Annotated in this window: 25 protein-coding genes; 12 read left to right on the top strand and 13 right to left on the bottom strand. The window is 70.2% G+C overall.

What is annotated here, in order from left to right; genetic code table 11:
- Positions 1–2: 2 nt before the first annotated feature.
- From IPJ17_05955 to acnA, 8 genes are all read right to left on the bottom strand, one after another.
- Positions 3–1,166: an FtsX-like permease family protein gene (locus IPJ17_05955; GenBank protein ID QQR75124.1), complete on the bottom strand. Its 1,164-nt coding sequence runs from the start codon at positions 1,164–1,166 to the stop codon at positions 3–5.
- Entirely contained in the window at positions 1,163–1,846 is a 684-nt protein-coding gene (locus tag IPJ17_05950) for an ABC transporter ATP-binding protein (GenBank protein ID QQR75123.1), read from the bottom strand. Before IPJ17_05950 ends, IPJ17_05955 begins: the two co-directional genes overlap by 4 nt.
- A 94-nt stretch (positions 1,847–1,940) precedes the next feature.
- Positions 1,941–3,176, bottom strand: coding sequence for an efflux RND transporter periplasmic adaptor subunit (locus IPJ17_05945; GenBank protein ID QQR75122.1), 1,236 nt, complete (start codon positions 3,174–3,176; stop codon positions 1,941–1,943).
- A gap of 98 nt (positions 3,177–3,274) precedes the next feature.
- Positions 3,275–3,973: a radical SAM protein gene (locus tag IPJ17_05940; GenBank protein QQR75121.1), complete on the bottom strand. Its 699-nt coding sequence runs from the start codon at positions 3,971–3,973 to the stop codon at positions 3,275–3,277.
- A gap of 34 nt (positions 3,974–4,007) precedes the next feature.
- The gene (locus IPJ17_05935) at positions 4,008–6,056 is read right to left on the bottom strand and encodes a right-handed parallel beta-helix repeat-containing protein (GenBank protein ID QQR75120.1); all 2,049 of its coding nucleotides are present in this window, start codon (positions 6,054–6,056) and stop codon (positions 4,008–4,010) included.
- Positions 6,057–6,130: 74 nt separating this feature from the next.
- A complete protein-coding gene (gene queD, locus IPJ17_05930) occupies positions 6,131–6,496 on the bottom strand; it encodes a 6-carboxytetrahydropterin synthase QueD (protein QQR75119.1) in 366 nt (121 codons plus the stop codon).
- A gap of 152 nt (positions 6,497–6,648) precedes the next feature.
- Positions 6,649–7,656 carry an NAD-dependent epimerase/dehydratase family protein gene (locus IPJ17_05925; GenBank protein ID QQR75118.1) on the bottom strand — a complete coding sequence of 336 codons (1,008 nt, stop codon included), beginning with the start codon at positions 7,654–7,656 and terminating at the stop codon, positions 6,649–6,651.
- 203 nt (positions 7,657–7,859) lie between these two features.
- Positions 7,860–10,580: an aconitate hydratase AcnA gene (gene acnA, locus IPJ17_05920; protein ID QQR75117.1), complete on the bottom strand. Its 2,721-nt coding sequence runs from the start codon at positions 10,578–10,580 to the stop codon at positions 7,860–7,862.
- 413 nt (positions 10,581–10,993) lie between these two features.
- Between acnA and IPJ17_05915 the strand changes: the two genes are divergently transcribed.
- The 5 genes from IPJ17_05915 (at position 10,994) to nth (ending at position 13,761) form a co-directional block, all read left to right on the top strand.
- On the top strand, positions 10,994–11,635 hold the full coding sequence (locus IPJ17_05915; GenBank protein ID QQR75116.1) for a YqgE/AlgH family protein: 642 nt from the start codon (positions 10,994–10,996) through the stop codon (positions 11,633–11,635).
- On the top strand, positions 11,632–12,213 hold the full coding sequence (gene pdxH, locus IPJ17_05910) for a pyridoxamine 5'-phosphate oxidase (protein ID QQR75115.1): 582 nt from the start codon (positions 11,632–11,634) through the stop codon (positions 12,211–12,213). Before IPJ17_05915 ends, pdxH begins: the two co-directional genes overlap by 4 nt.
- Positions 12,186–12,674: an NUDIX hydrolase gene (locus IPJ17_05905; GenBank protein QQR75114.1), complete on the top strand. Its 489-nt coding sequence runs from the start codon at positions 12,186–12,188 to the stop codon at positions 12,672–12,674. Before pdxH ends, IPJ17_05905 begins: the two co-directional genes overlap by 28 nt.
- Positions 12,671–13,039 (top strand): phage holin family protein, encoded by a 369-nt coding sequence (locus IPJ17_05900; protein ID QQR75113.1) that lies wholly within the window; start codon positions 12,671–12,673, stop codon positions 13,037–13,039. The genes IPJ17_05905 and IPJ17_05900 overlap by 4 nt, the downstream gene beginning before the upstream one ends.
- Positions 13,040–13,107: 68 nt before the next feature.
- Complete coding sequence (nth, locus tag IPJ17_05895; protein ID QQR75112.1) at positions 13,108–13,761, top strand: endonuclease III; 654 nt, start codon at positions 13,108–13,110, stop codon at positions 13,759–13,761.
- A gap of 22 nt (positions 13,762–13,783) precedes the next feature.
- On the opposite strand, the gene IPJ17_05890 is transcribed toward nth, so the two are convergent.
- Both IPJ17_05890 and IPJ17_05885 read right to left on the bottom strand, forming a co-directional pair.
- Positions 13,784–14,413, bottom strand: a complete 630-nt coding sequence (locus tag IPJ17_05890; GenBank protein QQR75111.1) for a DUF2239 family protein — start codon at positions 14,411–14,413, stop codon at positions 13,784–13,786.
- An 85-nt stretch (positions 14,414–14,498) separates the two neighbouring features.
- On the bottom strand, positions 14,499–14,852 hold the full coding sequence (locus IPJ17_05885; GenBank protein ID QQR75110.1) for an SdpI family protein: 354 nt from the start codon (positions 14,850–14,852) through the stop codon (positions 14,499–14,501).
- Positions 14,853–14,913: 61 nt separating this feature from the next.
- Here IPJ17_05885 and IPJ17_05880 point away from each other — a divergent pair, with 61 nt between their 5' ends.
- The 7 genes from IPJ17_05880 to IPJ17_05850 all read left to right on the top strand — a co-directional run bounded on the left by IPJ17_05880 (position 14,914) and on the right by IPJ17_05850 (position 19,489).
- Positions 14,914–15,675 (top strand): SDR family NAD(P)-dependent oxidoreductase, encoded by a 762-nt coding sequence (locus IPJ17_05880; protein QQR75109.1) that lies wholly within the window; start codon positions 14,914–14,916, stop codon positions 15,673–15,675.
- 35 nt (positions 15,676–15,710) lie between these two features.
- Positions 15,711–16,058: a cytochrome c gene (locus IPJ17_05875; GenBank protein QQR75108.1), complete on the top strand. Its 348-nt coding sequence runs from the start codon at positions 15,711–15,713 to the stop codon at positions 16,056–16,058.
- Complete coding sequence (locus IPJ17_05870) at positions 16,055–16,420, top strand: c-type cytochrome (protein ID QQR75107.1); 366 nt, start codon at positions 16,055–16,057, stop codon at positions 16,418–16,420. Before IPJ17_05875 ends, IPJ17_05870 begins: the two co-directional genes overlap by 4 nt.
- A 26-nt stretch (positions 16,421–16,446) precedes the next feature.
- A complete protein-coding gene (locus tag IPJ17_05865) occupies positions 16,447–16,680 on the top strand; it encodes a hypothetical protein (protein QQR75106.1) in 234 nt (77 codons plus the stop codon).
- A gap of 210 nt (positions 16,681–16,890) precedes the next feature.
- Complete coding sequence (locus tag IPJ17_05860) at positions 16,891–17,325, top strand: hypothetical protein (protein ID QQR75105.1); 435 nt, start codon at positions 16,891–16,893, stop codon at positions 17,323–17,325.
- Positions 17,326–17,796: 471 nt separating this feature from the next.
- On the top strand, positions 17,797–18,729 hold the full coding sequence (locus IPJ17_05855) for a transposase (protein QQR75104.1): 933 nt from the start codon (positions 17,797–17,799) through the stop codon (positions 18,727–18,729).
- Positions 18,730–19,102: 373 nt separating this feature from the next.
- Positions 19,103–19,489 carry a hypothetical protein gene (locus IPJ17_05850; protein ID QQR75103.1) on the top strand — a complete coding sequence of 129 codons (387 nt, stop codon included), beginning with the start codon at positions 19,103–19,105 and terminating at the stop codon, positions 19,487–19,489.
- A 215-nt stretch (positions 19,490–19,704) separates the two neighbouring features.
- Here the strand turns inward: IPJ17_05850 and IPJ17_05845 are convergent, their stop codons facing one another.
- From IPJ17_05845 to IPJ17_05835, 3 genes are all read right to left on the bottom strand, one after another.
- The gene (locus IPJ17_05845) at positions 19,705–20,520 is read right to left on the bottom strand and encodes a hypothetical protein (protein ID QQR75102.1); all 816 of its coding nucleotides are present in this window, start codon (positions 20,518–20,520) and stop codon (positions 19,705–19,707) included.
- Positions 20,521–20,672: 152 nt separating this feature from the next.
- On the bottom strand, positions 20,673–21,254 hold the full coding sequence (locus IPJ17_05840; protein ID QQR75101.1) for a suppressor of fused domain protein: 582 nt from the start codon (positions 21,252–21,254) through the stop codon (positions 20,673–20,675).
- A 9-nt stretch (positions 21,255–21,263) separates the two neighbouring features.
- Positions 21,264–26,342, bottom strand: a complete 5,079-nt coding sequence (locus IPJ17_05835; GenBank protein QQR75100.1) for a hypothetical protein — start codon at positions 26,340–26,342, stop codon at positions 21,264–21,266.
- Positions 26,343–26,400: the final 58 nt, after the last annotated feature.

Below are 26,400 nucleotides of genomic sequence, written 5' to 3'. Positions count from 1 at the left end.
GGTCACGCCCTCCGGAGCGCGTCGACGATGCGCAGCCGCATCGCCGCGAGCGCGGGCAAGAGACCGGTGGCGACGCCGAGCGCCACCACCAGGACGACGCCGAGCACGAGGTCGCGCCCCGGCAGGAAGAAGATCGGGAGGAAGCCGCCGGTCGGATCGCCGCGCGAGGCGAGCAGCCAGGCGAGCGCGAGGCCGGCGAGGCCGCCGACGAGCGCCAGCAGGCAGGATTCGGTCAGCACCAGGCGCAGGACGCGACCGTCGGAGAATCCCAGCGTCTTGAGCACGGCAAGCTCGCTCGTGCGTTCGCGCACCGCCTGCGCCATCGTGTTGCCGGCCACCAGCAGCATGGTGAAGAAGACGGCGACGAGAATCGCCGTGAGGATCGAGCCGATGTCGCCGACCTGCTGGGCGAAGCCCTGGGCGAGCGCCTTCTCGGTCGTCGTCTTGGTCTCGAACGGGGAGTTGGCGAACTCCTTGTCGATCGCCGCCGCGACGGCGGCGGACTTGTCCGGCTCGGCGATCTTCAGCGTGAACCACCCGACCTGACCGGCACCGAACCAGCGCGCCTCGTCGAAGTAGTCGTAGCGGAAGAGGAACTGCGTCGTGTCGGTGCCCTTTTCGGCGCCGTCGTAGATGCCGACCAGGTTGAACTCCCAGGTGCTGTCGCCGCCGCGCTTCTTCCAGATCGTCGCCTGGATCGGGATGCGGTCGCCGATCTTCCAGCCGAAGCGCTCGGCCGTCGCCCGCCCCACGACCGCCCCTTCGCGGTCGGCGAGCCAGGCCTTCATCTGCTCGGGCGGCAGCTTGTACTCCGGGTACAGGGCGAAGTACGCCTCGGGCTCGACCGGCGACTGGAAGAGGTTCTGGAAGTTGCGGTTGGGGTTCTGGTAGATGCCGCCGAACCAGGTCGAATGCGTCACCAGCTTGACGCCGGGCACGCGCGCGATGCGGTCGCGGTAGGAGACCGGCAGCAGCATGATGATCGACGTCTTGTGCGTGGTCACCAGGCGGTCGACGCCGGCGAGCTCGACGCCGCCGGAAAACGCCAGGCGGATCGCCGCGAGGTAGCCGAAGAGCAGGAAGGCGACGAGGATCGACGCCACGGTGAAGCCGGTGCGCAGCTTCCGGCGCCGCAGGTTGCTCCAGACGATCGGCCAGGTCTTCATGCCGCCGCCTCCACCAGCACGCCCTTGTCGAGGTGGAGCACACGACTCGCCCGCGCCGCGGCATGCGGGTCGTGGGTCACCATGACGATCGTCTTGCCCTGGTCGCGGTGCAGCGCTCCGAGCAGGTCGAGGATCTCGTCACCGGCCTTGCGGTCGAGGTCGCCGGTCGGCTCGTCGCAGAGCAGCAGCGTCGGATCGGTGACGATCGCCCGCGCGATGCCGACGCGCTGCTCCTGGCCGCCCGAGAGCTGCCGCGGATAGTGCTTGGCCCGATCGGCGAGACCGACGACGCCGAGCGCCGCCGCCACGTGCGCCCGCCGCTTGCTGCGGTCGAGCGGCGTCAGCAGGAGCGGCAGCTCGACGTTGCGCTCGGCCGAGAGCGCCGGCAGCAGGTTGTACATCTGGAAGACGAAGCCGACGTGGCGCGCCCGCCAGGCGGCGAGCTCCCCGCCACCGAGCTGGTCGATCCGGTGCCCGCCGACCTCGATCGCCCCCGAGCTCGGCTTGTCGAGGCCGCCGATCAGATTGAGGAGCGTCGACTTGCCCGACCCCGAGGGCCCCATCAGCGCGAGGAACTCCCCGCGCGCGATCTCCACGTTCAAGCCCTGCAGCACGTCGATGCGCTCGTCGCCCCGACGGAAGGTCTTGTGCACGTCCACGACACGAACCAGTGCGTCCATTGTCACCTCCACGGCAGAACGATACGAAGGATCCTTCGGTCCGACTCCACCCCGCCGGCCAACGGCGACCCGGCGCCGGCGAGCGGTGCCGATTTCACGGCTTCGGGCTGACCGGACGCACCCGCTGTCCGGCGACGAGGTCGGCCGGGCCGGCGATCACCACCCGCTCGCCGGCGGTGAGCCCGGCGGCGATCTCCGCCGGGTCGCCGCTGCCCGGCGCGAGGCGCACGGCGCGCCGCTCGAGGCGCTCCTCGGCTCCGACGACCAGGACGTGCTCCTCGCCCGCGCCGCCGCGCAGTGCCGCGCGTGGCACTTGGGTGGCGCGCGCGGCGTCGGCGGGCGTCGCCGCCTCGGGTGCGCCGAGAAAGGCGACCTTCACCCCCATGTCGGGGAGGATGCGCGGGTCGAGCGCGTCGAAGCCGACGCGCACCTTCACCGTTGCCTTCTGGCGATCCGCCGCGGGAATCGTGGTGATGACGTGCGCCGGAATCTGCCACTCCGGGTAGGCGTCGAGCACCGCGGTGACGCGCTGCGCCGGGGTGACGCGCTGGATGTAGGCCTCGTTGACGTCGACCTCGATCTCCAGCGAGGCCATGTCGACGACGGTGGAGATGCCGGTGCGGGTGAAGCCTCCACCCGCCGAGACCGGCGAGATCATCTCGCCCGGCTGGGCGTTCTTCGAGATGGCGATGCCGGCAAACGGCGCGCGGATCGCATGGTCCTCGACCTGCTGGCGGACCACCGCGACCTCGCGCCGCGCCACCTCGACGTTGCTCCCTTCGGCCTCGAGGCGCGCCGCCAGCGAGTCGACGCCCGCCTGGGCGGCGTCGAGGTCGGCGACGCTGCGAATCCCCTGGCCGGAGAGGTCGCGTGTCCGTCTCAGGTTGAGCTTCGCCTCGTCGAGCCGCACCGCGGTCTCCCGGCGAGCGGTTTCGGCGGCAGCGAGCTGTGCCTCGGCGAGCGCCAGCTGGGCCCGGATCTGGGTGTCGTCGAGCCGCGCCAGCACCTGGCCCTCCTCGACGCGCATCCCCTCCTCGACGTGGACCTCGGTGACCTTCCCGGTGACTTTCGACGAGACCGTCGCCTGCCGCCGCGCCGTCACGTAGCCCGAGGCGTTCAGCACGGCCGCCGGGCCTCCCTTGCCGGACGACGCCTGGGCGAGCGCGACCGTCACCTCGGGGGTGCGGGGCCAGAGGAACGCCGCCGCGCTCGCGGCGACGAGGACGAGCACCAGTCCGATCCACAGCCAACGGCGCGGCGAGGCAGCGTCGCCCCGCTCGTCGCCGCGATCGATCTTCAATGAGTTCAGAGCCTCTCGGTCAATGGCCATGGCGGGAGGCTACAACGGCCGCGGGGCGAGCCGCGAGCCACTTCCGGCAGACGGCGGCGCAGCGCCGGTGAACGCCGCACCCCACGAGGCAGCGGCGGTCAGACGCCGTGCGCTTCGGGGCCCCAGAGCAGCTTGTGGACCTGCAGCGTCAGACGCACCGGGAGGCGGTCGCGCAGGATCCAGGCGGCGAGGTCCGCCGCTGCGACCGCGCCATGGACCGGCGAGAGGTGGATCGGGCAGCGCCCGGCGAGCCGGCGTTCGGCGATCACCCGAGACGCCCAGCGGTAGTCCGCCTCGCTGGCGACGACGAACTTGAGCTCGTCGTGCGGCCGCAGCGCCTCGAGGTTCTCCCAGCGGTTCGCCGCCGCCTCGCCGCTGTCCGGGCACTTCACGTCGACGATCCGCCGCACCCGCGGATCGACCGGGGCGATGTCGCGTCCGCCGCCGGTCTCGAGTAGCACCTCGTAGCCGGAATCGCAGAGCCGGGCGAGCAACGTCAGCGCCCCGGGCTGGAGCAGCGGCTCGCCGCCGGTGACCTCCACCAGCGGACAACCGAACCCCGCCACCTCGGCGAGCACCTCGTCGATCGTCCGCCACGAGCCGGCGTAGAAGGCGTGCTCGGTATCGCACCAGACGCAACGCATCTGGCACCCGGTGAGGCGCACCAGCACGCACGGCTGCCCGGCGAAGGTCGACTCCCCCTGGATCGAATAGAAGACCTCGTGCACCTTCACCCGCTCCGCCGCCGGCAAGGAGAGGCGCGGGTCGGGAGGGCGCAGGGGAAGCGGGCTCGTCATCGCCGGGGCAAGCTACTCCCCGCGGCGCGGGCGGTCAATCGGCGGGCGGAGCGTCGACCACCGGCTCGGGGCGGTGCCAGGCGCCGGCGCTGCCAACTTCGAACCCGTCGACGAAGATCGCCGAGCGCCACTCGACGGCGCCGAGGTCGGGGGCGGCGCCTTCGAAGCCGTCGTTGATGCCGGCGATCGCCACGCCGGCGTCGCGCAACGGGCTCGTCGCCTGCGGGCGGTAGACGCCGGCGGCCGGCGCCACGAGGCGCGGCGGAGCGGAGATGCCGTGCGTCTCCTGACCGGTTCCGGCGGCCAGGGCGGCGAGCGTGGCGTAGCTCGTTCCCAGCCACCAGACGAAGTGGCTCGCGTGCGTGGTGACGAGATCGTCGCGGTCCCAGTCGAGGGCGATCGGGTTGACCTTGTAGAGGGCGTAGTCGGTGCCCGCCATCACGTTGTTGCGCGAGCGCACGAAGGTGCTGTTGCCCGGATTGAGCAGCGCCGTGGCGCTCGTTCCCGGAGCTTCGGAGAAGAAGGTGTTCTGATAGACGAGCAGCGGCCCGACCGGCGTCGAGTAGCCGCTGTTGACCTTGAGCCAGCTCGCCGTGTACCCGTCGAGCTGGCTGGTGCGCGTGTTGCCGAAGTCGTGGGCGACGTTGCCGACGATCCAAAGCGGTCCGGTGCCCGCCGGCGCGACGGCGAAGGCCATGTGGACGTCGCGGATCCGGTTGTCCCAGAAGCGCACGTTCGGGCACTCGCCTTCGGGCTCGAAGGCGTCGTCGGCTTGCTCGGCGAGGTCGTTGCCGTAGACGTCGACCTCGAGCGTCGCCACACCCGCGGCGAGCGCCGAGCCGCAGGGGGCGATGCCGTTGAAGAGACCGCGCAGCCGGTTGCCTCGCACCACGTGCCCGCGACCGACCGCGTCGGTGAAGTAGATGCCGGTGGCTTCGGCGCTCGACCCCTTCGTCCAGTCCCAGGGCCAGTCGAAGACCGAGCTGTCGGCGAGCTCGTTGCCCTCGAGGCGATGCCGCTCTCCCCCCTTGACCCAGATGCCCGCCGCCTCGACGTCGCGGATGCTGCAACGCAGGACGGCGCAGTCGGTCGCGTAGCGCAGGTAGACGCCCTTGCCGTAGTCGCCCGAGCCGTAGTGGCGGATCTCCAGCCCTTCGATCCGCACCTGCGTCCGTCCGTCGAGGTAGAAGCCGTTCTCCAGTCGCGCGACGTGCAGCGTGTGCGCCGCCGGCGCCGAACCGTCGGCAAAGTGCACCGAGAGACGGCTGCCGTCGAAATAGAAGCCTCCCGGCGCGCCGGCGCCGAGCGTCGCGAGCTCGGCGAGCGACCCGTAGCGGAAGAGGCGACCGAGCTCGCAGACGACGTGGCCGGTGGCGAAGCCGGTCACCCGCGAATAGACACCGCCGCCGTCGTTCGTCCAGCTCACCCCGGCGGCGATCGCCGCGTCGGCGCCGTCGAGAATCGCCCCCGGCCCCTCGGCCCGGAAGACGATCGGCGCCGCGGCCGTGCCCGACGTCGGCACCGTGACGCTCTCGCGGTAGACCCCGGGCGCGATCATCACGAGATCGCCCGGCTGCGCGAGGTCGGCGGCGCGCTGGATGGTCGCCAAGGGGAAGAGGGGATCGGTGCCGGGGTTGCCGTTGCTCCCGCCCGGGGCGACGTAGAGCGTGCGCAGCGACGGTTCGACGAGCGTTGCGGAGCGGGTGGCGAAGGAGGCGACGAGCGACGGCGCACCGGTGACCCCGTTCGGGTCGCTCAGGGTGACTCGCACCTCGTAGCTCGTCGCCGGCTCGAGAAAGAAAAGGCTGCCGACGAAGCGCGTCGCGCCGGTGCGCAGCAGCGGATGCCCGGGCCGGAAGGTCGGCTCGCCGCTCCGCCGCCATTCGAGCGCCGCGGCGGCGTTCCCTTCGGCGTCGCCCGCGACCGTCGCGACGACGCCGGCCGCGTGGAGGTTGCCGTAGCCCTCGACGGCCGAGAGCGAAACCGCCGTCTGGGCGGCGGCGCGGGCCGCGAGCGTCACGGCCAGGACGACCAGGAGAGCCGGAGCCCGACCGGCCCGCAGCGACCGCACGAAGGGAGGCACGCCCCGAGGGTAACCCCGCGGCGCGGCGCGGCGAAGTGGAGCGGATCACCCCCCGGCCGGGTGGCGACGGGGGCTCAGGGCTCGTAGATCGCGCAGGAGGTCGGCGTCTCCCAGATCTCGACGCGGCGCGCCAGGCGGCCGGCGGGAAGGCGCGCCGCGACCTCGTCGAAGACGTACTGGGCGAGCAGCTCGGCGGTGGTGTTGCGCTCGGTGAAGGGCGGCAGCTCGTTGATCACCGCATGGTCGAAGCGCCCGACCACGTCGTCGATGATCGCCTTGAGGTCGGCGAAGTCGATCACCATGCCGAGCTCGTCGAGCTCGCGGGCGCCGACGTGCACTCGCACGCGGTAGTTGTGCCCATGCAGGTTCTGGCAGCCCCGCGCATGCCCGCGGATGGCGTGCGCCGCCGAGAAGTTGTAGTCCTTGAAAACGGTGAACATGGCGCTCCTCTGCGGACGGGAGACTACCAGGGGGTGTCGGCGGACGACGAGGTCGTCCGCCCGGGCGACTCGTCGGCGGGGGCCGCCGTTCGCGACCCCACCCCGGGAGGCATCTCGCTCGCAGCCTGGCCAGGTGTCAATCTGGCTTCGGGTCAGCCGCGCACGACACGACCGCCGTGGTCCCGTTCCTGCTGCCGGATGTACTCGAGGGTCGGCGGCAACCCCACGGCGAGGGGGCGCGGGTGCCATTCGAGCTCGGTTCGGGCGCGGCGGTCGTCGAAGGCCCAGTGGCGTCGCAGCGACGCGAGTTGAGCGGGTGGGATCGGCGGGCGTCGTCCGCGCAGCCGGTACCACGGGGTGCCGAGCGAGAGCAGCGCGTGCGCCAGGCCGACCGGCATCTCGCGGCGCGGTGCCGGGGTTCCCGAGAGCTCCGCCACCCGACGCGCCAGGTCGCGCACCGTCACCACCTCGCCGGCAAGCAGGTAACCGCGCCCGTCCTGGCCGACGGACATCACGCGCAGGATCGCCTCGACGACGTCGTCGAGGAAGACCCAGCTCGACCGGCGGTCCGCACCGACCAGCGCCGGGAAACGCCCGAGGAGAAGCTGCCGCAGGAAACTGTTGGCGCCTTCCTTCTTGCCCGGAGGGCCGTAGACGAGACCGGGGTAGACCGTGCGCAACCGCAGCCCCCGCTTGCCCCACTCCTCGATCGCCCGCTGACCGTCGTACTTGGTCGCACTGTAGGGCGTCGGGAACGGGCGCCGTACCGGCGAGCTCTCGTCGGCGGGGCTGCCGTCGTCCGGGCTGCCGCCCCAGGCCGCCACCGAGGAGATCGACAGCAGGGCACCGACCCCGAGCTTGTAGGCGAGCGAGGCGACGTTCTCGCTCCCCTCGACGTTGACCCGCGCCATCTCGGCACTCGGGACGCCGAGATCGAGCTGCGCCGCGGCATGGATCACCCAATCCGCTCCCGCCATCCCTTCGCGCAGGGAGACGCGCTCGGTGACGTCGCCGACGAAGGTGGCGACGCCGGCGTCGCGCAGCGGCGCCGCCTTGTCGGGAGAGCGGACGAGTGCCTGGACAGCGTGCCCGTCCGTCGCCAGGCGCCGGCAGAGCGCCCGCCCGATGTAGCCGGTGGCGCCGGTGACGAAGATCCTCATCGCGGACTCTCCCGTGCGCTCACCCCCTCCCCGGCGAGGGAAATCCACTCGCCGGGGAATCTGGCGCGCCTCTTGCAACGTTCTCTCGATAGACGGGCCGATCGGGGAGTTGGGCTCGTCTGAGGGCTCTGCCCTCCCCACCAACAGACTCCCTCTCCTCCCCCCGTGTCGTCCCCTCCACGACACGGGGCTTTTTTTTCGTCTCAGCCCTGCTGCACGAGCTGTCGCAAGACGTACTGCAGGATGCCTCCGTGGCGGTAGTAGACGATCTCCTGCGGCGTGTCGAGGCGGACCCGGGCGCGGAAGCGGAGCGTCGAGCCGTCCTCGCGACGCGCCACCACCGTCACCTCGCGGCCACCGCGGAACTCGTTCGCCACCCCCTCGACCAGCCCTTCGATCGAAATGATCTCTTCGCCGGTCAGTCCGTGGCTCTGCACCGACTCCCCGGGCAGGAACTCGAGCGGCATGATCCCCATGCCGATCAGGTTGCTCCGGTGAATCCGCTCGAAGCTCTCGGCCACCACCGCGCGTACGCCGAGCAGGCGCGGCCCCTTGCCCGCCCAGTCGCGCGACGAGCCGGAGCCGTACTCCTTGCCGGCCAGAATGACCAGCGGCACCCCCTCCTCGCCGTACTGCATCGCCGCGTCGTAGATCGTCATCGGCGTGCGGTCGGGCAGGTGCATGGTGAAGCCGCCCTCGATCTCCGGCACCAGGCGGTTGCGCAGGCGGATGTTGGCGAAGGTGCCGCGCACCATCACCTCGTGGTTGCCGCGCCGCGAGCCGTAGGAGTTGAAGTCCTTGGGATCGACGCCGTGCTCCATCAGGTACTTGCCGGCCGGGCTGTCCTTCTTGATCGAACCGGCCGGCGAAATGTGGTCGGTGGTGATCGAGTCGCCGAACACGGCCAGCACGCGCGCCCCGGTGATCTCCCGAAGCGGCGCCGGCTCGGCCGGCAGGTTGTCGAAGAACGGCGCGCGGCGCACGTAGGTCGAGGCCGGATCCCAGGCGTAGGTGTCGCCGGTGGGCACCGGCAGCTCGCGCCACGCCGGGTCGCCGGCGAAGACGTCGGCGTACTGCCGCTTGAACATCTCGGGGAGCACGGCTGCGGTCATCGCCGCCTCGATCTCGGCCTGGGTCGGCCAGATGTCGGCGAGATAGACGGGCTTGCCGTCCTTGCCGGTGCCGATCGGGTCCCTGGTCAGGTCGACGTCGATCCGCCCGGCGAGCGCGTAGGCGACGACGAGCGGCGGCGAGGCGAGGTAGTTGGCCCGCACCTCGGCGTTGACGCGACCTTCGAAGTTGCGGTTGCCGGAGAGCACCGACACGGCGACGAGCTGTCCCTCCTCGATCGCCTTCGAGATCGGCGCCGGCACCGGGCCACTGTTGCCGATGCAGGTGGTGCAGCCGTAGCCCACGAGATTGAAGCGCAGGGCGTCGAGGTAGGGGGTGAGCCCGGCCTCGGCGAGGTAGTCGGTGACCACCTTCGAGCCCGGCGCCAGGCTGGTCTTCACCCACGGCTTGGCGGTGAGCCCCTTCTCGACCGCCTTCTTGGCGACGAGGCCGGCGGCGATCATCACCGACGGATTCGAGGTGTTGGTGCAGCTGGTGATCGCCGCGATCACCACCGCGCCGTGGCCGAGCGAGAAGCTCTCGCCGAGGTAGGTGGCATCGGCCTTCGAGTCGGGCGAAGCCGGCGCGGTCGCGCCCTTGCGCGGTGCGGCGAGCAGCTTCTCGAGCTCGACGGCGAAGCCCGACTTCACGTCCGGCAGCGCCACGCGGTCCTGCGGGCGGCGCGGACCGGCGAGCGCCGGCACCACGTCGCCGAGGTCGAGCTCGAGTACGTCGGTGTACTCGGCCTCCGGTGAGTCGGCGGTCTGGAAGAGCCCCTGCGCCTTGGTATAGGCCTCGGCGAGAGCGATCTGTTCGGCCGGCCGGCCGCTGAAGGCGAGGTAGTCGATCGCCACCTGGTCGACCGGGAAGATGCCGCAGGTCGCCCCGTACTCGGGTGCCATGTTGGCGATCGTCGCGCGGTCGGCGAGCCGCAGCTCGGCAAGCCCGGGGCCGAAGAACTCGACGAACTTGCCGACCACGCCGCGCTTGCGCAGGATCTGGGTGACCATCAGGACGAGATCGGTCGCGGTCGCGCCTTCGCGCAGCTTGCCCTTGAGGCGGAAGCCGATGACCTGTGGGATGAGCATCGAGATCGGCTGGCCGAGCATCGCCGCCTCGGCCTCGATGCCGCCGACGCCCCAGCCGAGGACGCCGAGGCCGTTGATCATCGTGGTGTGCGAGTCGGTGCCGACCAGGGTGTCCGGATAGGCCCAGAGGGCGCCGTCCGGCCCGGTCTCGGCCATCACCAGGCGGGCGAGGTACTCGAGGTTGACCTGGTGGACGATGCCGGTCGACGGCGGCACGACGCGGAAGTTGCGGAACGCCGACTGCCCCCAGCGCAGGAAGGCGTAACGCTCCTGGTTGCGTTCGAACTCCTTCTGCCCGTTGAGCAGAAAGGCGGCCTCGGTCCCGTACTCGTCAACCTGGACCGAATGGTCGATGACCAGCTCGGCCGGCTGCAGGGGGTTGATCCGTCCCGGTTTGCCACCCATCGCGCGCATCGCGTCACGCATCGCGGCGAGGTCGACGACCGCCGGCACGCCGGTGAAGTCCTGGAGCAGCACGCGCGCCGGCATGAAGGCGATCTCGCGCGAGGGCTCGGCCTTGGCCTCCCAGGCCATCAGCCCCTCGATGTCGGACGCGGTGACGTGGACCCCGTCTTCGCGCCGCAGCAGGTTCTCCAGCAGGATGCGGAGGGCGTACGGCAGACGGGAGAGCGAGCGGCCGCCGCGCTCGAGCTCGGGGAGGGAAGCGTAGCGGAGCTCGCGCCCGCCGACCGAGAGGAGCTTGAGGCTACCGAAGCTGTTCTTCATGGGTCTCTCCACAGGGGTTCCAGGGGGGTCCAGAGGATCGGGCTTTCACCGAGGCGGCTCGTCGCCGGATTCGACCGCGGACGCGGTCGCACGCGAACCTTAGCGCATTCACGCGCGCCGCGCAGCATCCACACGACGAACTCCTCCGCAGCACCGACAGCCCCTTCGTCACCCCGAGCGAGAGCGAGTGGCCCGGGTGGGCGGGCGGTGCGGCAGCGGCTCGCACTCGGCGGAGGTCCCCCGCCCAGGTCCCTCCCGTTGGTCGGGACGACGAGGGTGGGAAGCGGACCGAGCGGCGGGAGGACGCGGGGTGGAGGCGCGCACCTTTCGTCGACTCGAGCGAGGCGCCGGAGAGGGCTGGGCGTGTCGCGATCCTCGCTCCGGCCGGGCTGAACCGCTAAGATCGGCCGGCGATGCCGCCTGTCGAGCTGTCTCCTCCGGTCTTCCTCCTGGCAATGCCCCAGGTTCAGGACCCGTTTTTTCACCGAAGCGTCGTCCTGCTGCTCGGCCACACCGAGGAAGGAAGCTTCGGCTTCGTGGTGAACCGCCCCACCGGGCTCCAGCTCACCGAGATCCTCCAGGGGATGGAGCTCGAATGGCGCGGCGACCCGGAGGCCGAGGCGTTCCTCGGCGGGCCGGTCCAGCCCGAGGCCGGCACGGTGCTCTTCGCCGCGGCGCCCGAAGGGGCCGCGGACGACCTGCGGGCCCCCGGCGACCCGAACGCCGATCCCGAATTCAACGATCCCGGACCGCTGGCCGCCGACCAGGAGATCCTCCCTGGGGTGCGGCTCTCGCAGCACCAGGGCGACCTCGAGACGCTCTCGGCCCGCCCGCCGCACCAGTTCCGCCTCTTCCTCGGCTACGCCGGCTGGGGTGCCGGTCAGCTCGTCTCGGAGATCCTGCGCAACGACTGGCTGACGGCGCCGGCCGACCGCACGCTGCTCTTCGCTGCGGAGCCGGACACCGTCTGGGAGCGGGCACTGCGCTCGGTCGGCGTCGATCCCACGAGCCTGCCGGCCTGGACCGCGCCGGAGCCCGAGGGAGCGGCGAATTGAGCCGCCTCGATCCGATCGCCGAGTTCCGCCAGGTGTACGCGCGAGCGGGCGAGGACGCGCCGTTCGACGTCACCGCCTGCACGCTCGCCACCTCCGGAGCGGACGGCCGGCCCACGGCGCGGATGGTCCTGCTCAAGAAGGTCGACGAGCGCGGCTTCTCCTTCTTCACCAACTACGCCAGCCGCAAGGCGCGCCAGCTCGCCGAGAACCCCCAGGCCGCCCTCTGCTTCCACTGGCCGTGGATCGAGGAGCAGGTGCGCGTCGAAGGCCGGATCGAGATCCTCCCGGCCGAGGAGTCCGACGCCTACTACCGCAGCCGCGGCCGCGGCAGCCAGCTCGGCGCCTGGGCTTCGCGCCAGAGCGAGCCGATGCCGTCGCGCGCCGCGCTCCTCTGGCGGGTCGCCAAGGTCGAGGCCCGCCACGTCGGCGGACCGGTCCCGCGGCCGCCCTTCTGGGGTGGGTACCTGCTCGTCCCCGACCGGATCGAGCTCTGGCACGGCCGCCCCGACCGCCTCCACGACCGCCATCTTTTCTTGCGCCAGGACGACGAATGGACCGACCAGCGGCTCTACCCGTAAAGCCGCGCTCGCGCGGACGTCGCCCCCGGCGCGACCACTCGGCCGGCGGACTGGTCGTCCGCGGCGAGGAGGTGCTGCTCATCTCGACCCAGGAGGGCGCCCGCTGGCAGCTCCCCAAGGGGCACCTCGAGGCGGGCGAAACGGCCGAGCAGGCCGCCTTGCGAGAGGTCTGCGAGGAGACCGGGATCACCGCCCGGATCGTCGCGCCCCTGCCCGGTGTCGACTATCGCTTCGCCGAGCGCGGACGACGGCTGGTCGACAAGCACGTCGACTACTACCTGATGAGCTTCGTCTCGGGCGACGAGCGCAACTTCGACCCCAAGGAGGTCTCCGGCGCGAGCTGGTTCCCCTGGGACGAGGCGCTCTCGCGGCTCACCTTCGACAACGAGCGCCGCGTCGTCAACGCGGCACGCGAGCTGGCCGCAGCCGCCGTGCTGCAGGCCGCAGAGGAGACCCCATGAAGCTCTTGGCGCGCATCGTGCTCAACGGCATCGGACTGCTGGTCGTCGCCTACCTCGTGCCGGGCGTCGACTGGAGCCTCCAACTGACGAGCGTCGACGGCATCCTCACGCTGGTCGGCGGCGGCATCGTCCTCGGGCTCCTCAACCTGCTGGTCAAGCCGCTGCTCACCTTCTTCTCGATCCCGCTGCTGTTCGTCACGCTCGGTCTCTTCTACCTGGTGATCAACGGCATCGTGCTCAAGCTCGCCGACTTCTTCCTCGACTCGCTCACCGTCGACGGCTTCCTCGCCGCCATCCTCGGCGGCCTGGTGCTCTCGATCTTCAACCTGCTGGTCAAGGGGATCGGCCAGGAGAAGAAGAGCTGAACGGTTCGAGTCGCCGTCCGGCGAGCGGACGCAGCGGGCGGAGCGCCCCGGCGCGGCGCACCGGAAGCGTGCGCGGCCGCGAGGCCGGTCCGGCGCGTGACGCGCGCACGCTCGAGCTGCTCGCCCGGCTGCGCCGCGAGCACCCCGACGCCGCCTGCGCCCTCGTTGCCGCCGACGCCTATCAACTGCTCGTCGCGACGATCCTCTCGGCGCAGTGCACCGACGAGCGGGTGAACCTCGTCACCCCGGCGCTCTTCGCCCGCTTCCCCGACGCGCGCGCGCTCGCCGCAGCCCCGGTCGACGAGCTCGAAGAGCTGGTGCGCACGACCGGTTTCTTCCGCAACAAGGCGCGCAATCTGCTCGGCATGGCGCAGGCGGTGGTCGCCGAGCACGGCGGCGCGATCCCGTCGACGATGGAGGCGCTCGTCGCGTTGCCGGGCGTCGGCCGCAAGACGGCCAACGTCGTGCTCGGCAACGCCTTCGGACGCAGCGAGGGGATCGTCGTCGACACCCACGTCCAGCGGCTCTCGGGGAGGCTCGGGCTGACGCGCGAGGACGACCCGGTGAAGATCGAACGTGACCTCATGCCGCTCGTGCCGCGCGCCGACTGGACGCTCTGGTCGCACCTGCTGATCCTCCACGGCCGCCGCGTCTGCAACGCCCGCAAGCCCCGCTGCGGCGACTGCGTCCTCGCCGACCTCTGCCCCAGCGCGACGGTCTGAGCGCCGCCGGCGCGACGACCCGTCAGCGCGATTCCGTCTCGGCCGGCTGCGGCGCGAGCCCCTCGGCGGCCAGGCCCGCGAGGTAGTCGCGCAGGTCGACCGGCCAGGGAGCGATCTCGCGCGTGAAACGCTCGCAATCGCCGGCGAAGAGGGCGCGACTCGCCTCTTCGAAGCCCGGCAGGTTGCCGCCGAGCGCCGAGAGGACGCGGTAGGTCGCCTCGATCGCCCGTCGGCGACGGTCGCCCGCCTCGTTGGCGCGCCGCGCCTGCTCGACGAGCTTGCGCAAGGCGACGGACGCTCCGCCCGGCTGGCCGGCGAGCCAATCCCAATGACGCGGCAGGAGGGTCACCTCCCGCGCCACCACGCCGAGACGCGGGCGCCCGGGCGGCCGTGGAGCCGCGGTCTCACCCTCTCCCGGACCGGCCGGGGCCTCTCCGGGAGCCGGTGGAAGTCGCTCCAGGACCTCGGCGAGCGAGCCCCGCAGGTCGAGGTCGACCGGTTCCCCCGTGGCATCGGCAAAGACCAGCGCAGCGAGCTCCGGCTCGGCGGCGCCGCGCTCCTTGAGCGCCCGGGCGACCTCGGCGAGCGGACCCGCGGCGATGCGGGTGAATCCGACGAAGGCGGTGCAGGGTTCGGTGGCAGGTCGGCTCATCGTGTCCTCCAGATCAAGACGAGCCGGATATTACCCGGATGAAACCGCGGCCGTCAATATCACCCGGACAAAATCTGCCGATGGCTCAGGGCTCGTCACGCTCGAGTCGGCGGACCAGCCAGCCGGTGCGCACACCGGCGACCACGACCGGCAGCCCGAGGGCGAGGACCGAGAAGAAGAGGAAGGACTCCGGCGCGACGAGCCCGCTCCCGGCCACCCAGCCGGTCACCGCCGCGCTCGTCAGGCTGCCGGCGAGGAGCCAGCGGCCGAAGCAGGCGTTGGCCGCGTACCAGAGCCGGTCGCTCGCCAGCGTGGCACGTGTGCGGTAGCCGTAGACGACGTTGCGCGGCACGCGCTCGAGCAGGAGCGGCAGCGCGATCGCGGCAAAGAGCAGCGAGCAGGCGAGCACGGTGATCGTGCCCTTCTCGAAGACGGTCACGGCCGAAGCCTACGCCTCCCCGCGCGGGCCGACACCGTGCCGATGCGCTACGATCCCGCCGATGAATCCAACCCAGACAACCTCCGCGGCGCGCGTCGCCGTGGTCACCGGTGCCAGCTCCGGGATCGGCGCGGCGACGGCGCGGGCGCTCGCCGGTGCCGGTTTCTCCGTGGTGATCGGGGCACGCCGGCGCGACCGGCTCGCCGCGGTCGCGGCAGCGTGCGGCGCTCGCGCCCTGCCGCTCGATGTCATCGACCCGGAGAGCGTCGCCGCCTTCGCCGCCGCGCTCCCCGAGACGGTCCACCTCCTGGTCAACAACGCCGGTGGAGCGCTCGGGCTCGAGCCGATCGCCGAGACCGACGAGGACAAGTGGCTCTGGATGTACCAGGCCAACGTCCTCGGCACGCTGCGCGTCACCCAGGCGCTGCTGCCGCGTCTGCTCGCCTCGGGGGACGGCCACGTGGTCAACGTCGGCTCGATCGCCGGCTTCGAGACCTACGCCAACGGCGCCGGCTACACCGGTGCCAAGCACGCGCTGCGCGCCTTCACCCGCACGCTGCGCATCGAGCTGCTCGGCAAGCCGGTGCGCGTCACCGAGGTCGACCCGGGGCTCGTCGAAACGGAGTTCTCGAGCGTCCGCTTCGCCGGCGACGAGGAGCGCGCCGCCGCGGTCTACCGCGGGCTCACGCCGCTCTCCGCCGACGACGTCGCCGACTGCATCCTCTGGGCGGCGAGCCGTCCGCCGCACGTCAACATCGACGAGATCGTCGTCCGGCCGCGCGACCAGGCCACCGCACAGCTCGTTCACCGTCGCCCCACCTGAGACGCCGCGCTCCCTCACCTGACGAGGAGAACCGCATGCGCCTGCGCCCCGTGCCCGTCGTCACCGTCTTCGCCGCGGTCCTGCTGCTCGCCGCCTGCGACGACCTCCTGGTCCGCGATCCCGGCGAGCGGCTCTGGCGCCAGCACTGCGCGAGCTGTCACGGCCTCGACGGCGCCGGCAACACGCCGCGCTCGATGGGCGAGGTCTACGCCGACCTGCGCGACGACGCCTGGAACATCGGCGCCGGCGATCGCTATGCCATCGAGCAGGTGATCCGCAACGGCGTCTTCGCCAAGATGCCCGCCAACGAGAAGTTGACGAAAGAGGAGATGGACCTGCTCGTCGCCCACCTCTTCAAGCTGCGGGGCGAATCGCTCCGGTGAGGCGCGGGCGACAGCGTCACGCGTCTTCGACTGCCGCCGGGAGCGCCGCGCTCCTGCTCCTCGCCGTCGCCTGCGGCCCGGCGAAGAAGCCCGAGAGCCCGGCGGAGATCTACGCCGTCTACTGCGCCCGCTGCCATTCGGCCGACGGACGTGGTGTGGCGCAGCAGCTCGAGCGCTATCCGAAGGCGGACCTGACGCGCTCCGAGATGCTCGCTCGCGGCGACCGCCCGGCAGTGCTCGCCCGCACCGCCAAGGGCTACGGCCCGATGCCGGCGTTCGCCGACAAGCTCACGCCCGCCGAGCTCGAGAAGGTCACCGACTTCGTCCTCGCCTACGGCACCGGCCCGCGACGAGGCAACTGAGGAGGGTCGTCATGGATCCGCAACGGATGAAGGAAGTCTACGAGCGGCTGCAGCTCCTCGAAGACCGCCTCGGCCACCGCGTGCGCGCCTCGCGCGGCGGCTCGATGGGCCGCGCGACGACCGAGCAGCTCGAAGAGCGCCTCCGCGACCTCTCGCAGTACACCTCCGAGCTGCGCCAACTCGTCGAAGAGCTCGTCCTCGCCATCGGCAGCCGCCCCGCGGCCCCACCGCCCAGCTCCAGCCAGACACCCGGCGCCTGAAGCGCGCGGGCCCGGGGCGAGAGAGCCCGTCTCGCGGCCCAACACGGGACCGGGCGAAGGGCGGTGCGTCACCGAGTCGCCCCGAGAATCCGACTTGCGCAATCGACGTTACTTCGCTGTGAGTGCTAACATCTGTACATCATCCCCGCGGCCAGGGGCCCGCGCAGGGACTTCGCCGCCACCCGTCGCTCTCTCGAGGAGGAAGACGACATGCCGCCGATCGCCAAGCCGCTGCGCCACTTCTTGATCCTTGCTGTCGCGCTCCTGCCGTTGGCCTGCGACCGCCTCCTGCAAATCGGCAACGACCCGCGCGAGCACGCCAAGAAGCGTGTCGAGTTCATACTCGCCGCGCGCTACGCACCCGGCGCCGGCAAGGCGAGTGACTTCCAGACGGCGGTCTGCCGGTGGTACGGCGACAAGATCATCTACATGGACCGTGACACCCTCGAGAGAGCCCTCGACGGCTACGAGAATTTCACCCGCTCGCAGGGCTTCGCGGAAGCGAGCATCACCCAGCTGTCGATCGACGAGGTCCGTGACGGCATGCCAGGCGATCCGCCCGGCACCTATCTGGTGCGCGCCACGATCAACCACAAGACCTACTGGCTCGGCGTTCCGCCCGACGCGGAGATCACCTGGCGGTAGGGCGAGCAGGCGGAGAGGAAACGTGCCTGAACGATCCTGCATCTGCTCGCGTCGACCGCCACCGACAGGCGCTGCTTGAGCGCGTTCTAGGTGTGCGCGTCTCCACCTGGCGGCAGGACGGCGCGCCCGTCGCGTCGACGACCTCGCTCAGGTGCCGCTCGCTCGCCAGGAAAGTGCCCGGCACCTCTTCGGAGCTGCGTGCCGTCCCTTGTGTCGCCCCGCCGATCTCCTCGGCGAGCCTGAGCCCTTCCCCGAAAACTGGTCCAGTTAGAGCGAGAGGCCCCGATCAGGTGCCACCCGATTTTCCGATCCCGATCAGGTGCCACCCGATTTCCAGATCAGGTGGGTGCCACCCGATTTTTTCGCTGCCGATTTTTTCGCTGCAACGAGCCAGTGGCTCTCGCGCAACCAGGGGGCGTCGCCGCCCCACTTCGCGCAAGATCGCCGCCCCGCTTCTCGTCTTAGGGAGGCATGGCGAGGAGATTACGCTACATCCCCCCAGGCGGCGGGCTGGTCGAGGTCACTTGCCGCACCCTGCAGGGCCGGCTTCTGCTCCGGCCCTCGGCTCCCCTCAACGACACGGTCGCCGGCATTCTCGCTCGCGCCGCGCGGCTCTACGCGGTCGAGGTCATCGGCTTCGCGTTCCTCTCGAACCACTTCCACCTGCTGCTCTCCGTCCTCGACTCGCTCCAGCTCGCCGCCTTCATGAACTACCTCGACTCCAACCTCGCCCGAGAGGCCGGCCGGCTCGTCCAATGGCGTGAGAAGTTCTGGGGGCGGCGCTATCAGGCGATCCCGGTCTCGGACGAGGAGCCCGCCCAGGTGGGTCGGCTCGCCTATCTCCTGGCGCATGGCGTCAAGGAGGGCCTCGTCGCCTCGCCGCTCGACTGGCCTGGAGCTCACTGCGCGCGGCATTTGGTCGAAGGTACGCCGGTCGTCGGCCACTGGCACGACCGAACGCTCGAGTCGAAGGCGCGGAGGAAGGGCATCCTGTTGGACCGGGAGGACTATGTCTTCGAGGAAACGCTGACCTTGGCCCCGCTCCCCTGCTGGCGGTCGCTCGACCCCGAAGCCTATCGAGCACGCATTCGGGACCTGATCGCGGAGATCGAGGCCTGGGGCGAACAGCGCGAGGAAGAGACCGGCAAGCCCCCACTCGGTCGGGAAGCCGTCTGTCGCCAGAGCCCGCACCACGAGCCGAACCGACTCAAGAAGGCTCCCGCACCGCTGGTTCATGCCGTGGCACCCGAGGTCCGACGAGCGCTGCGCAAGGCCTACTTCGCCTTTCGTGAGGCCTACCAGCACGCCGCGCGGCTGCTCCGCGCCGGCGTGAGAGAGGTTATCTTCCCCGAAGGCGCGTTTCCGCCGGCGCTACCCTTCCGTGTTGCCGCTCGGAGCGGCTGAGTCTCAGCGCAGGCTCGCTCGATTCCGAGGACTGGATCTGAAGCACTGCCACTGCCTGCGGGGCCGAAGGCTGCGCAAGAGAGCCCTCTCGCGCCCTTCGACGGGCATTGCCCGAAAGCGACGCGACCTTCTCAGCTCGGCGAGCTCACGGCGACGATCGAATAGGGCGCCACCTTCCCGCGCGAAGAGCCCTGACGCGTGCCCGAGATATCAAGATGACACTGGGCAGTCGCCGCGGTCGGGAACTCAGGTGGCACCTCTTCAGATCAGCACCTCTTCCGTCTTCAGCACCTCTTCAGCGCCTCTTCAGCGCCTCTTCAGCGCCCACGCCGCCTGACACGACGTAGAGTCGGTGCAACGAAAGGAGGTCCTGATGTTCGCGATCCTCGACAAGGTCCTCGACAAGCTGCCGCTCCTACTGAAACACACTGGCCGCGAAGTCGCTCGGGATCTCGACTCGCTGTCGCTCAAGGGCTGGAGAGCTCTGGCCCGTACACTGCGCCGGATCACGAGCGAGAAGCTCCCTCGCCGGTCTCGGCGAGGCTACCGAATGAAGTGGACCAATCGTCTCTTCGTCCTCATCTGGTCCATCGAGGCCGCCTACTTCTTGCTCCTCTTCACCAGCGCGATCGGCCTCCTGGTACGCACCCCTCCGACCGGCGTTCACGACTCGTTCGCCCTCCTCGCGGTCGCGGCCGCGACCGTTCTCGCTGCGGCCTTCTATCGGCGCCTTGCTTACGAAGAGCGCTTCGGACGCTGAATGCCGTTGAATGCCATGACCGCCTTCTGGTAATTGAAGAGCTCGACGGCGCCAGACTCCAGACCGATAGGTACGGACTGCGAGAACCTGCTGCGGCAGTAGCCGCTGATTCTTGTACGCCTGGAATGAGGGGCTGACGGAGTACATTTTCACCACGTGACGACCGCGACGGGCTCGTTCGGACAGGCGCAACGCGCGGTGTCCACGGGGGACGACTACGCGGGGCGTGATTTCAGGGTGTTGAAAGCAGGAAAGGGAGTGCGAGAAGAGCAGACTTCGCGAAAGCGTTCAGCGAAAGGCGTCCGGGTTGGGGAAGGAATCTGACGCGCGGCGATTGGGAAATCGGGTGGCACCTCTTCAGCGGGCACGTCAGCCTCGATCAACGAGGGGTCGCGTGCCACCTCTTCGGCCAGGAGCTCACGATGGCCAGCGTCGAGCCCCTGCGCCGCACGCTCGAACCGAATGAAGCGCAGGAAGTGCTCCGACCGGCCGCCGACGAGGACCTCGACCGGGAGATCGAACCCGTAGCGGCCGCTCTCTCGCTTCTCACGCTGCCAAGCGTGCCAGCCACGTCGGAGAATCTCCTGGACTTGGTGCTCCTTGTACTCGAGGGAAATGAAGTGCCGCGTCGGATTGTGCCGTGCCGGATCCGCGCCCACGAAGAAGCCCTGCTCGAGGTTGATGCCAAAGAACAGGGTCGTATAGAGCGCGTACGGGTCGCTCCAGATCTCGTGCAGCCCACCGGTCTTCTTGCCGTACTTGATCTGAAAGCGGTGCTCGTCGGGAGGCCGGTTCTTTGTCGGCTCGGAATTCGCGAAGAACGCGTACGCCAACACCCCCATGCGCTCTCCCATCGCCGTCTCGAACGTAAGGCGAAATGGCGCCTCTCTAGCCTCCGACACTCGCAGCATCCGACAGCCCGCAGCCTCCAGCGCCCCGATCATCCAATCGAGCAACGGTCTGCGAGCCTTCGCGCTCACCCCGTAGAGCCGGTAACCCAGATCTGCCTTACGACTCGAGATCGTAGCCATCGCCCTTCTCGTTCAAGGCCACACTGCCGCGGTGCCTAACGCCATCCTGACCGTGCGTTCCTTGCTGCGCGCCTCCCGCATGGTGGCGGGCACCGGAACTCTCGGCTCACCGCTCGCTCATCCCATGCCCGCAGCAGACTCCTACGGGACCTTCAGAACCCAATGCGGGGGCGAGTTCCCACACCTCGCGTCAGGTCCAGGATATCGACTTCTTGGTTGTCGATCCTCCCGCAAAAGGCCCACCAGTCTCTCTTCGCCTCTTCAGCTTCGAGCGATGTGAGCGGTATCAGCTCGACTATCACTGTTGGCGGGTCGGTTGCGATTTCCCCGAAGCCTTGTTGAAAGAACGAGGGTGCCGATGCCAGTAGCGCCGTGAGGCCAAGGCCAGTGGCTTCCTCCAACAGATCGCCGGCCGGTCCTAGGACATCGCCGCGACTCAGAGCACGTCTGTTCCGCTTCATCAAGAAAGCTACCGAGAGGATCACCTCTGGCCACGAGTAATCCTCGTATTGGCGCGCGACCGTGATGAGAAGCTCCTGCCGTATTGGTGTTGATCCTGCTTTTCCATGCGGGAGCGGCTCCCTGCTGAGACCAATCGAAAGGAAGCTCACCAGGTCCGGTTCAGGAACCGCTGAGAACCTAGCGACGTAGATTCCCGAAGCGACTTCTTGAGAGAGTGCGACCGGTCGCGAGCCACAATACCGGTCCAGGTGCGTCTCTAGCTCACTGTCCATCGCCTCGACCTAGTGCTTGATCTCGGGTTGATTGTCGCTTCGATTGCAGGAACGGCAACGAAGCCGCGTGTTCTGAGGATCATTATAGGCATCGCGATACTCAGACGGATCCGCACGTCTCGTATCGAGTTCAAGTTTGGTCTTCAGCCAATGGATGATGTGGTCAATGTCCCAACCCTCGGGGGTGTTTCTGGTCTCGCCCAGCCATGGATTACCCTGGACATCAGCACCACAAGTGGAGCAGGCGCGTCTGTCCCGTTGAGTTCCCGGCAGAGCGCTGTCCCACGCACTCAGAACCGTTGGTCGTCTCGTATTCGGCCGTCGATCCTGATAGGGGAGACGGTGCCCATCAACCTGACTCGGAGCCTGCTCGCGCGACACTGCTTCCGGACTGAGGGGACCCTGCCCGAGTTTCAGCACCTGATCTGGCGCGAGGACGGTGGGAGCCGGCGGGACCTGGGACCTCTCCGGGGGAAGCCAAAGCAGCACATCACCGCCAGTATGGCGAACCGCAGTCCATCCCTCCGAGATCAGCACGTTCGGTGATGCGCCACCTGGAGCTACCGCATCGCCATTGCCCGTCAGTAGAAGGATGTTGTTGGACATCGTCTCCTGGGCCCGGCGGTCGATCGCCCCCCCTGACCACTGGTTGACCTGCCTCGTCAGCCAGAAAGCGGCGACACCCACATCGATCGCCGGTCCCAACACCGCAGCTCCGCTTCGCGCGGCAGTGCTCCCCACCTTGACCAGGACACCCTGGCCGCGAACGAGCTGCCAACCCACACCAGGTGCTCCTGGCGCCGGCAGAACCGCCGGAGGGGGCGGCGCCAGCGGCAACGGAACCGCTTCCCCCTTCGGATCTACTGCCCCCTGCGGCCCCCACCCCACAAACGCCTGCAGGTTGACGGAGTCGACGGTGCCGGCGGGATCCTCCGAGAGCCAGTGCGCCGTCCGCGGCTCGTACCACCGCGCACGGTGGTAGGCCATCCCAGTCACCGGATCCGTCCACGCCCCTTGGAAGAGATGGCTCTGCCCACCCGGGAAGCGGTTGCCGAGGGTGTCGTTGGCGGCGCGCCAGCTTTCGTAGCTGAGGGTGGTCTTGCGGTCGAAGGGGACCGCTGGCATCACGCCTGTTGCGGGCGCAGCTGCTGTGCGCAGCTCGAGGGTCTCGTTGGCGGCCAGCGCGCGGCCGAGGGTGTCGTGCAGGCTCGGCGTGAGCCGCACGCGGTAGCTCGTGCTCGCGGTCCAGCCGTGGATTGGGAGGATGGTCAGCTTCGTCGCCGAGGAGTCAAGTGCGATCGCGACATCGGCGCCCGCAAGAGCGGTCCACGTCCCCCCTACCTGAGTGTCTAGCGCTACGCCCGCGGCCAGCGTGCTCGCGTCGAGCGCTGCGCTCCAGTCGAGCAGCAGGGCTCCCGGCGCTGCGAGGCGAGGATCACTGATCGCCTGCGGCGTGCCGTTCGCGCTCGTCACGTCGCCATCGATGTGCGCTCGCAGCAGCTCCGGGGCGCTCTCGACGTGGGCTTCGCCGTAGGGCGAGTAGGCGTAGCGGCCGGCGATCGTCGGGTGCAGCGGGTCGGTGGACTCGTTCTCTGCCACGAGCGACTGCACCGTGCCCAGCTCGTCGCGGAGGTAGGTGTAGATCCGCGACTGGTTGCCTTGCTCGACGACGACTTGCGCGGCGTCGTCGAGGCCGGTCGGGCCGGGGACGTAGGTCTTGCGCCAGCGCAGGCTCGCCTCGGTGCCCTCGAGGCCGTAGGACGACTCACTCAGCAGGCTCGGGCCTTCCCAGACGTATCGCCGCTGGTCGATGAAGGGGCGTGCATTTTCGTCGTTGCTGTTCTCGGGCAACGCACCGAGGTGAAGCCGGTGCGCGAGCCGTCCCGCCGCGTCGTATGCGTAGCGCACCTGGTGCCCGGCGTAGGGCGTGACCTCCGCTTGCCCGTCGCCGTCGCTGTCCGGCCACGTCGGCTTCACCGTCGCCGAGACGAGCTGACCTCTCCAGTCCCAACGCAGGACGAAGCGATCGTCTTCGAGGCGCCGTCCCGCGCCGTCGTAGGTGAAGGCCTGTCCGTTGCGCGAGGTGATGCGCCCGTAGGGGCCGCTCTCGACGACCGTGATGGCTCCCGTGCTCTCGCGCACCAACCGCTCGAGCTCGTCGCCTTCGCCGTAGGTGAAACGGTGTTTGTCGAAGGTCGCGGTGCCGTTGTCGAGAGAGGCGCCGGTGAGGTCGCCGATGCCGGAGGCTGCTCCCGTCAGTCGCGTCGCCGCGTCGTAGCTCCAGCTCCAGCCCAGGCCCGCGGTGAGATTCGGAGCGTTGGGTGCTGCTGGGATTGCCGCGCGACCGAGCCTCGCGCCATCGCTCGGAGCCGTGGCCGTCCCTCTCCAGCCGTACCCAAACTGACCCCACGTCGTCGCTGGCAGCGTCGTCGGTGCGCTGCTGCCGCTCGCGCCCCAGGTCAGCGTCGCGAGACGCCAGGTCGTGTCTTCTCCCGGCTGGCCCGGGATCTGCGGCCCCGCGCCTCCCGCGTACCCGAAGCGCGTCGTCGTGCCCAGTGCGCCGTGCGCCGTCATCGCGTAGAGACGATCGCCGCCCCAGCTCCAGGTCGCACCGCTCGCATTCGGGCCGGTGATCGTCAGCAGGCGATCGAGCGTGTCGTAGCTCCGCTCGAGCGTGCCGAGCGTGCCCATGGTGGTGCGCGTCCGGCGATCGAAGGCGTCGTACGTCCAGGTCAGCGGTGAGCGTGTGCCCACCGTTTCCGCGAGCGGACGCGACGCGAGGTCGTAGCCGCCGATCGCTAGCGTGAGCTCGGTGTCGTAGCCCGGGATGCCGCTCCGTCCCCGCTCGATCTGCGTCGGCCGCGAGAGGGCGTCGTAGACCGTGTGGTCGCCGGCGTCGATGCGCGTCGCGCTCGGGCTGCCCTCCGGCAGTGTCGGCACCGCGCTCGTCAGGCGATTGGCCGCGTCGTACGTGAAGTCGATCTCCACCCCGTCGCGCGTGCGGCGGTGCGAGACCGTGGAGTCCGCGTGGTAGGCCAGCGTCTCGAAGCTGCCGTCCGCATAGTCCACCCGCACCGGCCGGCCGCTCGCGTCGAGCGTCGTGCGTGTCTCCCACGGCGTCCCCGACGCGTTGCTCGTCGACTCGAGGATCAGCGCACCGCTCGAGTCGAACGCCCGCCTCGTGCTGCCCCGGCCCGCCGGGCGCACCTCCTCGATCGGCAGGCCGCGTCCGTCGCGCACCACGAGCGTCACCGCGCCCGCGCCCGTCTCCTGGCGCAGCACGCCGCCCGTGCGGTCGTAGGTCGTGCGGGTGAGCGTCCCGTCGCTGCGCTTCTCCTCGATCACCCGCCCCAGCGCGTCGCGCACCAAGGTCGATTCCACCGTCGGCACCAGATTGCTCTGCCCCGGTACCGCCTCCTCGACCGCCACCGCGGTCGGCCACGGCGTGTGCGCCTCGCTCGCGTAGGTGTAGCGCTTGCGCAGCTGCGGGCCCTCGCCCGCCGTCCCGCCGATCTCCTCGGCCAGCAGACGACCGCTCTCCGGTTCGTAAACCGCCGAGCGCTCGCGCCGTGCGCCGTTGCGGTCGAGCACCGCCACCGTCGGGTCCGCCACCATCGCCCCGCCGCGCCACACCGCCAGCTCGCGGCCCTCCTCGTCGAGATCGCGCTCGGTGATCCGCACCTCGTAGCGCGTCCCCTCCGGCGTCGACACCTCCCGCAGCACCTCGACCGAGCGACGCGCCACGCCGAAGCTCGTCGTCGCCAGCACCCGATCCGCCACCACCGTCGCCCCCGGCGACGTCGGCTCGCGATCGAACACGGTCTCGCGCGTCAGCTGATCCGCCTGATCGAAACGACGCCGCGTCACCGCCCCGGTCGGCGACCGCTCCTCGAAGAGCCGGTCCCAGGCGTCGTAGCGACCGCGCCAGACGCCGACGTCGCCGTCCGTCTGCCGCGCCACCCGGCCCACCGCGTCGTAGCCCGTCGCGACGACACCCGCGCTGCCGACTTGGACCGACGACACGCGACCCGCCGGGTCGTAACCCAGGCGCGTCGCGACCGACGGGGCCACCTCGCCCACCGCCGTCTCGCTCGCCAGGCGGCCATGCTCGTCGTAGTCGTAGCGCGTCACCTCGCGGCTCGACGGGTCGATCGCGCCCGGCACCAGGCCGCTCGCCAGCTGGTCGACCGCCACCGACAGGCGCTGCTCACGCGCGTTGTAGGTGAAACGCGTCTCCACCCAGCGGCAGCTCGGCGTGCCCGTCGCGTCGACGACGTCGCTCAGCCGCCGCTCGACGACCACGTGACCCGCCGCATCGAACGCCTGCTGCGCCACCGACCCCGTCGCCCCGCACTCCGGCCCACCCGCCCCCACCGGCGCCAGCGACCCGCCATCCCGCTCGCCGTCGCTCGACTCCACCGGACGATCCCAGGCGTCGTAGCCCGTGCGCGCCACCCGGCCCTGCGACCACCGCCGCAGGATCGGATTGCCACGCTCGTCGCGCTCGATCTCCAACGAATGCGCCGTCTGGCCCTGCCGGATCTGCTTCGCCAGGCCCGCCTTCAAACGACCCTTGGCGTCGGCGGCGAACTCCACCTCAGTGAGCGAGCCGCCGGTGCCGCCGCCCGTCGTCCGCGCGACACGGCCGAAGCCGTCGAACTGCGAGGTCCACGAAGCCCCGCGGCTCCCGAACGGGTCGAGCGCACCGTCGCGTCCCGCAAGCTCGTGACCCGAGCCCCGCTGCGCGGCCGTCCGCGCCCCGCCGTCCGGCGCGAAACGCAGCGCGCTCGTCCCACGAACCGTCGACACCGGCAGATCGATCCGCCGGCCGCGACCGTCGGTCACCGACGAGGGGAGGTTGTCCTCCTGATAGCTCGCACTGGTCTGCGTCGACGTGTAACCCGCCGGACCCGCCTCCGCCCCGCCCACGGCACGAACGACCGCCAGCACGTTGCCGCGCGCCAGGCGGTCCTCGCCGCTGCCCACCCCGGGCACGTCGGCGCACACCGGCGCGTCGTCCTTGCCGTCCTTGTCGTCCGGGTAGCAACGCGTCGCGATGCTCCCGTCGCCCCGGGTCACCGACCGCAACCGGCCGCTGATCCCGTCGGCTCGGTAGAAAGGTCAAGCGCAGGGGTGCGAAATGAGG

It is taken from the genome of Holophagales bacterium, from assembly GCA_016699405.1.
Lineage (GTDB): Bacteria > Acidobacteriota > Thermoanaerobaculia > Multivoradales > JAGPDF01 > JAAYLR01.
Note: the sequence above shows the minus strand (reverse complement) of the source record. Positions and strands in the feature narration are given on the sequence as shown.

Bases quoted from the DNA above. Each gene is read 5' to 3' on its own strand.
- IPJ17_05850 (QQR75103.1), top strand. From the start codon at position 19,103: ATGTTCGCGATCCTCGACAAGGTCCTCGACAAGCTGCCGCTCCTACTG.
- IPJ17_05900 (QQR75113.1), top strand. From the start codon at position 12,671: ATGAAGCTCTTGGCGCGCATCGTGCTCAACGGCATCGGACTGCTGGTC.
- IPJ17_05840 (QQR75101.1), bottom strand. From the start codon at position 21,254: ATGGACAGTGAGCTAGAGACGCACCTGGACCGGTATTGTGGCTCGCGA.
- IPJ17_05890 (QQR75111.1), bottom strand. From the start codon at position 14,413: ATGAGCCGACCTGCCACCGAACCCTGCACCGCCTTCGTCGGATTCACC.
- IPJ17_05955 (QQR75124.1), bottom strand. From the start codon at position 1,166: ATGAAGACCTGGCCGATCGTCTGGAGCAACCTGCGGCGCCGGAAGCTG.
- IPJ17_05945 (QQR75122.1), bottom strand. From the start codon at position 3,176: ATGGCCATTGACCGAGAGGCTCTGAACTCATTGAAGATCGATCGCGGC.
- IPJ17_05905 (QQR75114.1), top strand. From the start codon at position 12,186: ATGGACCGACCAGCGGCTCTACCCGTAAAGCCGCGCTCGCGCGGACGT.
- IPJ17_05845 (QQR75102.1), bottom strand. From the start codon at position 20,520: ATGGCTACGATCTCGAGTCGTAAGGCAGATCTGGGTTACCGGCTCTAC.
- IPJ17_05875 (QQR75108.1), top strand. From the start codon at position 15,711: ATGCGCCTGCGCCCCGTGCCCGTCGTCACCGTCTTCGCCGCGGTCCTG.
- queD (QQR75119.1), bottom strand. From the start codon at position 6,496: ATGTTCACCGTTTTCAAGGACTACAACTTCTCGGCGGCGCACGCCATC.
- IPJ17_05915 (QQR75116.1), top strand. From the start codon at position 10,994: ATGCCGCCTGTCGAGCTGTCTCCTCCGGTCTTCCTCCTGGCAATGCCC.
- IPJ17_05880 (QQR75109.1), top strand. From the start codon at position 14,914: ATGAATCCAACCCAGACAACCTCCGCGGCGCGCGTCGCCGTGGTCACC.
- acnA (QQR75117.1), bottom strand. From the start codon at position 10,580: ATGAAGAACAGCTTCGGTAGCCTCAAGCTCCTCTCGGTCGGCGGGCGC.
- IPJ17_05940 (QQR75121.1), bottom strand. From the start codon at position 3,973: ATGACGAGCCCGCTTCCCCTGCGCCCTCCCGACCCGCGCCTCTCCTTG.
- IPJ17_05950 (QQR75123.1), bottom strand. From the start codon at position 1,846: ATGGACGCACTGGTTCGTGTCGTGGACGTGCACAAGACCTTCCGTCGG.
- IPJ17_05925 (QQR75118.1), bottom strand. From the start codon at position 7,656: ATGAGGATCTTCGTCACCGGCGCCACCGGCTACATCGGGCGGGCGCTC.
- IPJ17_05860 (QQR75105.1), top strand. From the start codon at position 16,891: ATGCCGCCGATCGCCAAGCCGCTGCGCCACTTCTTGATCCTTGCTGTC.
- IPJ17_05855 (QQR75104.1), top strand. From the start codon at position 17,797: ATGGCGAGGAGATTACGCTACATCCCCCCAGGCGGCGGGCTGGTCGAG.
- IPJ17_05865 (QQR75106.1), top strand. From the start codon at position 16,447: ATGAAGGAAGTCTACGAGCGGCTGCAGCTCCTCGAAGACCGCCTCGGC.